The 12,232-nt window shown below is 50.4% G+C and carries 11 protein-coding genes; 3 read left to right on the plus strand and 8 right to left on the minus strand.

Going from position 1 to position 12,232, the window contains the following annotated elements; translation table 11 throughout:
- The coding region (locus Q0546_RS08375; protein ID WP_298792134.1) for a Glu/Leu/Phe/Val dehydrogenase dimerization domain-containing protein at nucleotides 1-959 on the plus strand (959 nt) is incomplete at its 5' end.
- Between the two features lie 112 nt (nucleotides 960-1,071).
- Nucleotides 1,072-1,233 (plus strand): hypothetical protein, encoded by a 162-nt coding sequence (locus Q0546_RS08380; RefSeq protein WP_298792135.1) that lies wholly within the window; start codon nucleotides 1,072-1,074, stop codon nucleotides 1,231-1,233.
- A gap of 174 nt (nucleotides 1,234-1,407) precedes the next feature.
- Here the strand turns inward: Q0546_RS08380 and Q0546_RS08385 are convergent, their stop codons facing one another.
- The 5 genes from Q0546_RS08385 to Q0546_RS08405 all read right to left on the minus strand — a co-directional run bounded on the left by Q0546_RS08385 (nucleotide 1,408) and on the right by Q0546_RS08405 (nucleotide 8,636).
- Nucleotides 1,408-2,181, minus strand: coding sequence for an ABC transporter ATP-binding protein (locus tag Q0546_RS08385; RefSeq protein WP_298792136.1), 774 nt, complete (start codon nucleotides 2,179-2,181; stop codon nucleotides 1,408-1,410).
- Entirely contained in the window at nucleotides 2,181-3,188 is a 1,008-nt protein-coding gene (locus Q0546_RS08390; protein ID WP_298792138.1) for an iron ABC transporter permease, read from the minus strand. Before Q0546_RS08390 ends, Q0546_RS08385 begins: the two co-directional genes overlap by 1 nt.
- Before the next feature lie 462 nt (nucleotides 3,189-3,650).
- Entirely contained in the window at nucleotides 3,651-5,147 is a 1,497-nt protein-coding gene (locus Q0546_RS08395; RefSeq protein WP_298792140.1) for a subtype B tannase, read from the minus strand.
- A 53-nt stretch (nucleotides 5,148-5,200) separates the two neighbouring features.
- Entirely contained in the window at nucleotides 5,201-6,220 is a 1,020-nt protein-coding gene (locus Q0546_RS08400; RefSeq protein ID WP_002950417.1) for an ABC transporter substrate-binding protein, read from the minus strand.
- Between the two features lie 157 nt (nucleotides 6,221-6,377).
- Complete coding sequence (locus Q0546_RS08405) at nucleotides 6,378-8,636, minus strand: molybdopterin-dependent oxidoreductase (RefSeq protein ID WP_298792143.1); 2,259 nt, start codon at nucleotides 8,634-8,636, stop codon at nucleotides 6,378-6,380.
- A 394-nt stretch (nucleotides 8,637-9,030) separates the two neighbouring features.
- On the opposite strand from Q0546_RS08405, the gene Q0546_RS08410 reads away from it, so the two are divergent.
- Nucleotides 9,031-9,183 carry a hypothetical protein gene (locus Q0546_RS08410; RefSeq protein ID WP_298056088.1) on the plus strand — a complete coding sequence of 51 codons (153 nt, stop codon included), beginning with the start codon at nucleotides 9,031-9,033 and terminating at the stop codon, nucleotides 9,181-9,183.
- A 55-nt stretch (nucleotides 9,184-9,238) separates the two neighbouring features.
- Here Q0546_RS08410 and Q0546_RS08415 read toward each other — a convergent pair whose 3' ends face one another.
- From Q0546_RS08415 to Q0546_RS12000, 3 genes are all read right to left on the minus strand, one after another.
- A complete protein-coding gene (locus Q0546_RS08415; RefSeq protein WP_298056086.1) occupies nucleotides 9,239-9,655 on the minus strand; it encodes an acyl-CoA thioesterase in 417 nt (138 codons plus the stop codon).
- A gap of 218 nt (nucleotides 9,656-9,873) precedes the next feature.
- Nucleotides 9,874-11,703 carry an invasion protein CiaB gene (gene ciaB / locus Q0546_RS08420; RefSeq protein WP_298792145.1) on the minus strand — a complete coding sequence of 610 codons (1,830 nt, stop codon included), beginning with the start codon at nucleotides 11,701-11,703 and terminating at the stop codon, nucleotides 9,874-9,876.
- Nucleotides 11,704-11,919: 216 nt separating this feature from the next.
- The gene (locus Q0546_RS12000) at nucleotides 11,920-12,027 is read right to left on the minus strand and encodes a DUF2892 domain-containing protein (RefSeq protein WP_366112836.1); all 108 of its coding nucleotides are present in this window, start codon (nucleotides 12,025-12,027) and stop codon (nucleotides 11,920-11,922) included.
- Between the last annotated feature and the right edge of the window lie 205 nt (nucleotides 12,028-12,232).

Consider the following 12,232-nt stretch of genomic DNA (forward strand, 5'->3'; position numbering starts at 1 on the left):
AGGGCAAGAGCGAGGGCGAGATAATGCGCTTTTGCCAAGCATTTATGAGCGAGCTTTACCGCCACATCGGCAACACCGTGGACGTGCCCGCAGGCGACATCGGCGTGGGCGCGCGCGAGATCGGCTATATGTTTGGACAGTATAAAAAGCTCACGGGTAGATTTGACGGCATACTAACGGGCAAGGGGCTAAACTGGGGCGGCAGCTTAGCGCGCACGGAGGCCACCGGATACGGGCTGGTCTATTTCACGCAAAATATGCTAAAAAAAGCAGGCCTAACGCTAGAAGGTAAAAAGTGCAGCATAAGCGGTAGCGGAAATGTCGCCATATACACGGTAGAAAAGCTCTATCAAGTAGGTGCGCTGCCTATCACGGTTTCGGACTCAAACGGATACGTTTACGACGCAGAGGGTATCGATCTAGCGCTGCTAAAAGAGATAAAAGAAGCAAGACGCGCGCGCCTTAGCGAATACGTCAAATTTAGACCGAACGCAAAATACGTAAGCGTAAGCGAGTACAAAGAGGGCAGAAACGGCGTATGGGACGTGCCGTGCGACGGGGCGTTTCCGTGCGCGACGCAAAACGAACTGCACCTAGCCGACATAAAGACGCTCTACGCAAACGGTTGTCGCTTTGTGGCCGAGGGAGCAAATATGCCAAGTACGCTTGATGCGATAAATTTCATGCTCGCGCAAAAAGATTTCTGCTTCGCTCCGGCAAAGGCGGCAAACGCGGGCGGCGTGGGCACAAGCGGCCTAGAGATGATGCAAAATGCCGGCATGAGTTCGTGGAGCTTTGAGGAGGTTGACCGCAGACTGCACGGCATAATGAACCACATTTTTGAGCTTAGCTACGAGACGAGCAAGGAGTTTGGCGACGAGGGAAATCTGGTGCTTGGCTCAAATATCGCGGGCTTTAGAAAAGTAGCCGATGCGATGATAGATCAGGGGTATGTGTAAATTTGGCTTTGGGGCTCGTTTTTGCTACGCTTTTGCAAACGAGCCTTTTTGGAGGGATTTTGCTTCGCTTTAGCAAGACCGCTTTAACGAAGCAAATTTTAACCGCCCCAGCGTGCAAAATGCGGGCAATAAAGCCAAAAACCGCCTAAATTTGCTAGCTTTAAATTTAACGCCGAATTTACCGGCGGTGCAAACCCGAAGCCGTCAAATTTATAGAGCCGCGCCGATCGAAACGAGCCAAGGCGCGGCCAAATTTTATAAGCCTCAAATTTAAGCTAAATTTGAGAGCAAATTTTACCAAACGACGAGGCGAGCCAAAGCCGTCAAATTTACAAGGCGGACACCCAAGGCGCATAAATTTACCCGCCCCGCTGCCGTGCGTTCTCGCTTGCGCCTTTTTGATTTCGCATAGCACAAATTTACGCCGCTGCTTGCTAGTATCTAGCGCTCACAGCGGATGCGTCAGGCAGCACTTTCTAGTTACTTGCTCGATGTACTCTACGCTCAAATTTAACCCGTAAAGCTTGCTTAGGTGTTTGCTCTCGATGATCTCGTCCACGCTGCCGAAAGCCACCTCGCCCCCGCCTTTAACTAACGCCACGTAGCCGCCCAAAAGCACGGCAAAATCGGGATTGTGAGTCGTTAGTACGATGGTGTAGCCTTGCTCTTTTAGCTGCTTAACGGTGCGCAGGAATTTATACTGATTGCCGAAGTCCAGCGCCGAGGTCGGCTCGTCAAACACGATGATCTCGGGCTTTGCAGCCATCGCGCGCGCGATCGAACACATCTGCTTTTGTCCGCCGCTCATCTGAGTGATAAATTTATCCTCAAGGTGCGTGATTTCAAGCTTTGCGGTAAATTCCTTCGCGATCGCCGTGTCCTCCTCGCTAGGCCGCGCAAAAATGCCCAGATGCGCCGCTCGCCCCATCGTGATAAACTCAAGGCCCGTGTAGTCGTACTCGCAGATCTCGCTCTGGGCGACGTAGGCCATGATTTTGGCGCGCTCTTTGTTGCTAAGCTGGGCGCTATTTTTACCGCTGAGCCAAACTTCGCCCGAGTGCGGCGCCTGCGTGCCGCTGATTAGGCTTAGCATGGTCGATTTGCCCGCGCCGTTTCGCCCCAGTATCGTTAGGATTTCGCCTTTGCCGACGCGTAAATTTACGTTTTCTAGCCTACCCGCGCCGTTTGGATAGGCAAAATTTAGATTTTTTACTTCTAACATCACGCGACCTTTTTATTTCGCCAGAGAACCCAGACGAAAAATATCGTGCCGATAAAGCCCGTAAGTACGCCCAGAGGCACCTCGCTCACGCTGATCGTGCGCGCTAGAGTGTCGACGAATAGCAAAAATATCGCGCCCATAAATATACTAGCAGGCAGGCTGCGGGCGTTGTTCGCACCAACTAGCATACGCGCCAGGTGAGGCATCAGCAGCCCCACCCACGCCACGATACCGCTCACGCAGACGCTGCATGCCGTTAGCAGCGTCGCGCAGACGATGATGACGCCGCGCTCGAGCGTTACGTTTACGCCTAGTCTCGCTGCGCTCTCGTCGCCTAGCGAGAGTAGGTTTATCCTCCAGCTCATAGCCACGAGTAGCACCGCGCAGGCTATCATCACGGGCGCGATAAATTTGAGATTATCCGCGTCGATCTTAGCTAGGCTACCTAGCTGCCAGTAAACGATGTCTGGTAGCTTGGTCTCTGGGTCGGCGACGTATTTTAAAAAGCCGATCACCGAGGCCATGAGACCGCTAACGATGATACCTGAGAGCACCAACATCAGCGTGCTAGAGCGCCCCATTAGACGCGGTATGGATAGCGTCATACCTACGGCCGCGAGCCCGCAGACAAAGGCTAGCGCCTGCACCCAAAAAAGCGATAAATCAAACATAATCGCAAGAGCAGCTCCTACGCAAGCTCCCGCCGAAACACCCAGCAGATCGGGGCTAACTAGCTGGTTGCGAAAGACGCCCTGATACGCTGCTCCGCTGATGCTAAGCGCGGCTCCGACGAGGACGGCTGCGATAATGCGCGGTATGCGGATATTTTCGACGACGTTTTGGATGTTTGCCGCGGCGTCCGTCGGCACTCCAAAAAAGCCGCCGATCACGCTAAGCACGTCGCTAGGCGCCACGTAAAACCTGCCGACGCCAAGCGCTACTACACCGCAAAATACGGTCAGCACGGCTAGCAAAATCAGCGTAAATTTAAAACTAATATTTTTCATTTTTCTCCTAAAATAAAATCTGCGTCCGCGGTAGCGCCGCATGCAAAATCGCTCGCCTCAAGGGTCAAATTTGCCGTTTTGGCTTATTTTGGCAGCCTTTGCGGTATATTCGTCCGTTGCGGCGGAGCTTCGCTAAATCTTTTTATCTTTGCTTGTTGCGGATCTCGAGCCGCCTAAGCCTTTACCTCGCGTTTGCGTTTGCCGCTTTAGTCGTCGCAAGCTCGGCTCGCAACCTGCGACCAAGAATCTGTCCTAACCGCCAAATGGCTTGACGTTTACGGTCAAATTTGACGGTGCGTTTTTGTTTCTACGACTCGGTCGCTAGCGGCAATTTGAGCCTAGCGACGAGCTATCAAATTTAAATTTGACCTTTTTTGCAAATTCCCGCCGCTTTGCCAAATTTAAACCCAGCGCGCTGCTATATCAAATTTGGGTGCGAGCTTCTGCCGCGTCAAATTTTGGCTATTTTACGACGCGATCTATCCACCTAAAAAGCTCGTCCAGATCGTAGTCGCCGCCGTGACCTTGCCCCCAAGGCACCGCAAAATCAACCGCTTTGCCCGCATTTTGTAGCCCTAACGCCAAGATAAGCGGTACGGCTAGAGCCGTGTCAGAGTCGGCTGCGCCGTGCCTGATGCGGTAAAATTTGGCCGCGCTTTTATTGCCCAGATAGCTCATCGCGTTTACCATTTTTATGATTTTAGCGTCTGCACTCTCGCCCGTGCCGCGTTTTGCGCCAAATTCGGTAAAATGCTTCGCCGCCGCGTCCGCATCGCCGAAAAAATCATTTTCGGGATTTTGTAGCTCTAGTCCGTCAAATGCGGGTGTAGCTTTAGCGCGCGGCATAGATAGAACAAAGTCTTCAAATTTAAAATCATATCCGAGCGTGCAGCCCTGAGTTTCAAGCGTGAAAAACTCGGGCTTTAGCAGGCTTTTCTCCCGACTTTTTGCAGCCGCGAAAGAGTCTGCGAGCGTCTTTTTGACGTACTCTTTAAAGCTTCCCTCGCCGCCAGGCTCAAGCGTGAGCGCGCGCCCTTTGGCGTCTTTTAAATTTAGCGAATTTACGTAGGCTGGAAAGGCCGATTTTAGCGCGGCGGAAAGCTCTTTTTGCTCTGGGGTTAGCTCGCCTGAGACGATTTTTGGTTTACCGCTTCGGTCGTTAAATCCCGCCGCACTCAGCGCGCTAAAGTCCATTTTCTCGTATTTCGTCTGAGCGCCGAACATCCACTCGTAGGCTGCGTCGGCGTTTTCTAGGTTCGTAATCGGGCAATAGACTGAGGCGGCGTAGATCTCGTCGCTAGCCTTTGCGGCTCCGAGTGCTGCCAGATACGGCTCAAACTCGCTCGCGTTTGCCGAGACGCCAAGCAGCGCCGACATCGCTCCGCCAGCGCTCGTGCCGTTTGAGATTATTTTGTTTGCGTCGCCCGCCATCGCAGCGTCGTTAAATTTGAGATACCGCACGGCGGCCTTTAGATCGACGATGGCTGCGGGTGCTTTGCCGCTAAATTCGCCGTTTGCGTCCTTGAGCGTCCTACCTCTAGCCCCTGGCGCCGCGACGACGTAACCGCGCTCAAGCGCCGCCAGAACGGCGTTTGGCTTGCCGTTTTTATCAAGGGCGGGCATAAAAGGCTCGCCCGGCATATATCCGCCGATAGAGTTTGGCAAAAAGATCGGCGCGCTTGCTGCGTCAAATTTGCCCGTCACATTTTTACTGTTTTTGTCTTTGCCGCCCTCAAAATACCGCGCCGGAACGTAAAAATTTAGCCTCTGAAATCGGCTATCTACGGGATTTGCTACGTAAACTATCCCCTCGTAGGCTCTAAATTTGACCTCTTTTTCGCCCGCTTTTATAGAGCGAGTTTCAAATTTATCCGGGTCAAATTTCAGATCCGCCGCCTGCGCGCTAATCGCCGCGCATAGGCAAGCCGCCGCGCTCAATGCAAGCGCCCTCTTTTTCATCTTTGTTTCCTTTTGATTTTGCGGGATTTAGCCGCAAACGAGCTCAAATTTGACTATTTGCTACCGTCCGGGTTTAGCCCTTTTAGGATGTAGTCAAACTCCGCGTCGCTAAGGTCGTAGTTCATAAATTTCTTATAAAACGCCTTAGTTTTGGCTTTTACGTCGACGTCTTTAAAGAGCTCTGGCTGAACGATAGTAGCCGCCCATAAAATTTGCAGCGCAGACTCTGCACCGTATCTATCCCAGCTAAACACGCCTTTTGGGTTGCCGTAGACTTTTTTGTTTTTGACCGCTTTTAGCCCTGCAAATACGGGATCAGCGTAAATTTTCTCAACCGCTTTTTGGTTATCCGCGCCGCCAACGATGATGATATCAGGGTCTGCCGCCACGATCTCTTCGGCCGTGATTTCTATCATGCTGCCCTCTTTTTGCACCGCGTTTTTACCGCCTGCGTATTTCACCCACGTGTCGATGATCGTTTTGGTGCCGTCGATTTTTAGCAGGTTTGCGCCGCCCACGATATGTAGCACTTTAGGGCGCGCAGCGTCGTCTAGTTTGTTCGTGCGCTCGGTGACTAGCGCGATGTTAGCATCTAGGTTTTCGTTTAGCTCTTTTGCCTTGCTAGCTGCGTCGCCGCCGATTAGCTCAGCCGTTAGCAGCACGCTTTTTTTCATATCGTCGTAGTCGCGAAATATCGCGTTTACCGCGTTAAATCCGTTTTTAGTAAGATTTTCTTGGAAATTTTTATTTGATACGACGACTACGTCCGGCGCTAGTTTAACGAGCTCCTCGATCTGGATGTCGTTGCCGTTTAGCGCGGCCGGTACATCTGCGATGCGCGGGTAAATAGCGGCGAACCACTTATTTTTCTTGATAAGATCTGTCGTGGTTACGATCTTATCCGCGCCGCCTAGTACCAAGATCACTTGGTTATTTGCATGCCAAAGCGCGGCTATCTTTTGCGTTTGGGCCGGGATTTTGACCTCATTGCCGGTCATGTCGGTGACGGTTTTAACCTCGGCTCCTAGCGCGACGATAGCGCTTAAAAGCAGCGTCGTGAGAAATTTTTTCATCTTTTGCTCCTTGTGAGATATAAATTTATAATATTACAAAATTGCATATTAAAATAAGATATATTTTTCAAATTTTAAGAAAGAAGCGAAATTTGAGGCCAAATTTGAAAGGCAAATTTAAAAGCCCCGCCCGCGGTTTTGCGAACGGGGCTAAAAATCACTCGTGGTGATAGTCGTCGTAGATGACCTTGTTGGTTTGGAATTTGATACGTTTTAGCTCGCGAATACGCAAAAACTCCTCCTCCTCGATCCTTTGGATCTGGATGGCGGCCTTAAAGGTCGGGGTCTTACTGATGAAGTCCCAGCCGTTGCTCGTCAGCTCGTTGCAGCAGCTCTCCCAGTAGTGGTAGGTCATCTGTATGACGCCGTCCGGGACGATGCCCGTGACGTCTGCTTTGATGACGATGTAGCCGTATCTACTCCACGCTTTAATAAAGTCTCCTTGCTTGATGCCGTAGCGTTCGGCCAGCGCAGGATTCATCTCTGCGATTGGTCCGATACTGTCGCCGCCCTCTTCGATAGCTTTTGATCGTCTAGTCATGACGCCGCCGGCGTACTGATAGACTTTACGCGTAGTTAGCAGCTGTATCGGATACTCGGCGTCGGTCGGCTCGTCCACGCTACCGGCCATCACTTCGTACTCAGGCGGTAAATTTACGCGCTTAGCAAACTCGGCTTTCGCCGGCTCGATATCAGCTACGCTCTTTACGTGCAAGCAAGGGATAAATTTACCTTTGCCGTCCGGCGTAAAGAATTTTTTATCTAGATAGAGGCTCTGTCCGCCCATGTTGTTTTCGTCAGGGCACGGCCAGTGCAAGCCATGATACTTTTTGATACGGTAGTAGCTCATGCCGCCGTATCTTCTAGGGTCGCACTTGCGTACCTCTTCCCAAATTTCTTCAGGAGAGTTAAAGTTAAATCCCTCCGTCGCTCCGAGCCTTCGCGCTATCTCGCAGATGATCCACCAGTCTTGTCTGGCGTCTCCTGGAGGCGTGATGACGTGCTCGTTGTGCTGGACGCGGCGCTCGGCGTTGGCGTAGAGGCCCTCTTTTTCGCTACTTGCTACGCCAGGTAGCACGACGTCGGCTTTACGCGATGTTTCGGTTAGGAATATATCCTGAACCACGTACATATCTACTTTAGAGATCGCTTTTAGGAAGTGGTTGGTATTTGGATCCGTCATAACGGGATTTTCGCCCATCGTCCAGAAAAAGTGCACTCTGCCGTCGAGGATGGCGTTTGGTACTTCGGTTTTGTGGATGCCGATTTTACCGTTTAGGAAGCCCGGCTCTAGATGCCAAACCTGCTCGAACCACTCGCGCTGTTTCGGATCGGTTACCGAGCCTAAATTTGGGAAAATATTTGGCAACACGCCCATATCGCAGCAGCCTTGGACGTTTTCTTGTCCGCGTATCGGTAGGTCGCCGCTACCTAGCTCACAGATATTTCCCGTTAAAAGGAATAAATTTGAGATATCGCAAACCGCGCCTACGCCGTGGTTAAAGTGTGTAACGCCCATGCCGTGCGTGATGACGGCCGGACGGATAGTCGCGTACATGCGAGCCGCTTTTCTCACGTCTTCAGGGTTTAGATTGGTGTAGCTAGCGATGGCTTCAGGCGAATAGTCCTTGACCGCTTCGCGTACGTATTCTATGCCTTTGGTGCATTCGTTTACGAAGTCCCAGTTAACTAAATTTTCCTCGAAAATAACATAAATCAGCGAGTTTATAACCGCGATATTGTGCTCGGGCGCTAGTTGCAAATGCACGTCCGCTCGGCTGGCAAATTCCGTTTTTATCGGGTCTATCACGATGAGCTTAGCACCGCGGTTTAGCGCGCGCTGTATGTGCATCGCCGCGATCGGGTGGCCGTTTTCGGGGTTTGAGCCGATCATTAATATACAATTACTATAAGGTCCGATCTCCGTGAAGCTGTTTGTCGCCGCTCCGTTACCGATTGTTTTGGCAAGACCTGCCACAGTCGGAGCGTGTCAAATTCTAGCACAGTGATCGACGTTATTGGTGCCGATTACGGCGCGCATTACCTTTTGCGCGACGTAGTTGTCCTCTAGCGTACAGCGAGCCGAGTAGTTGCCTACTAGCGCGTCCGGGCCGTATTTTTCCTTTACTTCTTTCATCTTTGCGACGACTAGATCAAGCGCTTCGTCCCAGCTAGCCTCTTCAAAATCTCCGTCCTTGCTAAATACGCCGTCTTTTTTGCGAATTAGCGGTTTTGTCAGTCTATCAGGAGCCCCCACGTAGTCCCAGCCGTAAAAGCCCTTTAAGCACAGATTGCCCTGATTTACGGGGTTATCCTGTACCCCAAGCGCGCTTCTTATCACGTTGTTTTCGACGTGAAGCTCGACCTGACAGCCCGTGCCGCAGTACGGGCATATGACTTTACCGGTCTTTGCCATTTTTTCTCCTTTTCCGATGTGCAAAATTTGCATATTTATTAGATATGAAATATTCGCATATTTGTCCTTAAAAGATAATAAATTCTCTTAATCTTATAAATCAGTTTTCAAATTTAAGATTTAATTTATATTTTATATCTGTAAATAAAGCTGCAATACCTGTAAAATCGTAACTTCTGGTGTATCATTTTAGTTACTTATAAAGACGTATTGAGAGATTTTATTAAGATTAGAATTAGTTATTGTATTAATGTAACTTAAAATTCTACTTCAACGCTTAACCAAATTTGATCTCTCCGTAAGGCGTCAAACGAGCATAATGCGGTTAAATTTGTAAGCTTAAATTTGATAGCGCGAGCGTTTTGGGGATTTTTAAATTTTATGGTGAGTCATTTTGGAGCGCGATAAATTTATCGTGGGTTTTTGGCGAGCTAAATTTGACCGCCGACCCCACAAAACTAAATTTAACTTCACGAGCGAGCCCGTAAATTCTGCCAAATTTGACCCGTTTGGCCAGCCGTTGCCAGCAAAACCGAGTCAAACCTGACCGCGGCTAAAGGGCTTGGCGAGATATCTAGCTCCAAGCCCTCAAAATGAGCGGGTCAAAACCCGTGTGCCTTTTTTAACTCCGGATCGATCGGCTTTTTCATGCCGTCTTTAGTCACGCTCACATAGGTCGCGATCGCAGATGTTACGTGTATGCACTCGCGAAAACCGGCCGCATTTAGGCGCTGCGCCGTGACTTCGATCTTGGTTTTGATCGAAGTGTTGCCCACGTCCGTTATCTTGGCGTAGCAGCTCACGACGTCGCCGACAAAAACCGGCTGTTTAAATATAATCTCTTGCATCGAGATCGTTACGACGCGCTCCGGAGCCACTTCTCGCGCGGCCTGAGCACCGGCAAGGTCGATCTGGCTTAGTATCCAGCCGCCAAAAATATTGCCAGCAGAGTTCGTGTCTTTTGGCAAGGCGACTTGCTTCATGCGCGGTTCGCCCATACCTTCTAATGTTTTTTCCATTTTTATCCCTTCTATTTTTATTTAATTTTGCAAATTTAGCGACAATCCGCCGCATTTGGCTTATTTTGCGTCAAGCCGTCGTTTAAATTTTACTCGAAAACCCGCGTCTTTTTAACCCAAATTTAGCGTCAAAAAGGTGCGGGTCTCGCTACGCAAAAGGCAAACTTACAGCCCAATCAGCCGCAAGCCAAGGTCAAATTTGACGCCGTAAACGCGCCTTATTTCTCTCCCGCTTGCCACTTTTCCCATTCGCCGCTCTCGTCAAGCTCATTTCCGATAGCCTTGTAGCGGGCGTAGTAGTGCTCTACAAATGCCCTTGCCTGCGCGTGTTTAGGCAGGTAGCTTTTGCCGTCTTTCTCGCAAAATTTCGCCAAAAACTCGCCCGCAGGAGCGCGCCTTGCGTAATGAAGCGCCAAATTTTTGTAGTTTGCGAGGCAGATTTCTTTAAATTTAGCGTAATGCTCGCGGTCAAATTTGACGACCAAAGCGCCGCCCTCAAAGCTAAGCGCGCCCGAGTCAAACAGCAGGCTCAGGTGAATAAGCCCCTCGCAGTAGTACGCGCGCACCTCATCGACCTCGCGCCACGCGATGAGTCCGACCGCACGGGCGATCAGCTCGTGAAATACGCTCATCTCGTAGTCCTCGTCGCCGCCGATAAAGAAATTTACCAGCCCGCCCGTAGTCGCCTTGTACTCCTCGATAAATTTAAACTCGCCGTCTGCGTTCATCGCCTTTTCCGTGTCAGTGCCGACGAAAAGTATATGCCCAAACTCGTGCCCGATCGTGGAGATTTCATAGGTTTTCTTCCAAATTTGCGGATTTTTAAACAAAATTTCGCGCCCGTAGTCCAAAAACTCGCGCGAGAAAATCTCCCCGCTAAGCTTCATAAACGGCCGCGCCTTGGCGCTCTCGTAAACGTGCTCGACGAAGGCGAATATCTTTTTACCACGCTCCTTGCTCACGGTCTCGTCGTTTGGCACGACCTGCGCGGAGAAAAGCCCATTTAGCTCGGCACCGTAGTAGATCATCGGCACGCTGATGTAGGTTTGCGTGCGAGCGACGTTTTGCGTGACTTGGCGCGCTAGCGCAGCGTCCTCTATCCCGCACTCGCGGCAAATTTGCTCGTAGGCGCGGATGACGCTAGCTTTAAATTTCTCCTCGTCAAAGTCGCTGGCACCTGCTAGCCTCACGTCCCACTCGAGCGCGACGGCGTGCGTGTATGCATCCTCGTAGTACTCGAGCGGATGGCCGGGCTGCAGCGGGCCTTTTACCTCCATCCACGCGCGCTCGGCATCCTGCCACGCGGGGATCGCTCGGTCGTTTTCGCGCTCGCAAAACGCCGCCTTTAGCTTTTCAAAATACTTTACGTAGGCCTCGTGCTCGTCGTTTGCGGCTAGCGATTTTAGATTTTTGATTAGCTCCTCTAGCGCGTCCGCCACGCGTTTTACTTCGTTTTCAAAGGCCGCTGCATACGGCGCAAAGGCGTATTTTTCGCCGTTTTTTATGACTGCGCCGTAGCTTCGCTCACCCTTTTCGCCGCCGTCTTTTTGATAGAGGCGGTTTTCGTCGATAAATTTGATCGCATCGGCCATGTTTGCAAATTTAGCTTCGAATTCTTTATTCGTAGTTTGCAGGATTTGCCTGTCCCACGCGCTTTGCCACGCGTTCATCGCTAGCCCCGCGCCGTGCATGCCGCTAAGTAGCGCTAGGTAAAAATCGTCTATTATTTTTTCCTCTTTTATCCGCGCTAAAAGCCTTTCAAAGCGCGCCTCGTAAAACTCGCGCACGAGCTCAAAAGCTTCGTCTTTTATGCTCTGTATCTCGGCCCCCTCGCGCCCTTGCTTTTTTAGCTCGTTTTCTAGCGGCTCAACTTTTAGATCGACTATACGGCGCAAAACCGCGACCTTTTCGCTTTTCTCGCCCTTAAAACCGGCGATTTTTAGCATATTTAGCACGACCTCGCTTGGGTTATCCAGCTGCCGATACATCGCGTTTAGCTCATCTTTACCGGCGGCTACTAGCTCGTTTAATCTTTTAAAATCGTTCACGTTTGTCCTTTATAAAATTTGGCGTATTTTAGCTTAAATTTGATGCATATCGCGTTAAAAATGAGCAGGCGGGAGTTAAATTTGACGGTGCGGACGGCAAAATTTGCGCCGTAAAGAGTGCGGTTTATAAAACCTAAATTTGCATTTATCTAAAAACAAAGCGCGGACTCAAATTTGAGGTTAAATTTAAGCCCGCGCGAGTAAATTCGGCTAAATTTAACGCTTTAGCGAACAGCGGTTTAAAAAGTAGCAAGCGGGGCAAAATCCCGTGACGCCCACGATAAAGGGCACGAGTCCGACCACCCCCCACCAGCTGCCAAACAACGGCTTTTGCGATCATTATCACCAGACCGATCAGCGCTCTTATTATCCTAGTTTTTTACTTGGCATTGCGTTTTCACTTCTTTGTTTTTACATTTTGCACGTATTAATGATTAAAATTTTTAAAGTAAGCAATGGCAGCAAACCTCCACCTAGCGTATCATCTTTGAGCCCGCCTTCCTATATACGCGCCTTGGTTAAATTCGGC

The sequence above is a fragment of the uncultured Campylobacter sp. genome (assembly GCF_937997465.1).
In the GTDB taxonomy this organism is placed as follows: domain Bacteria; phylum Campylobacterota; class Campylobacteria; order Campylobacterales; family Campylobacteraceae; genus Campylobacter_A.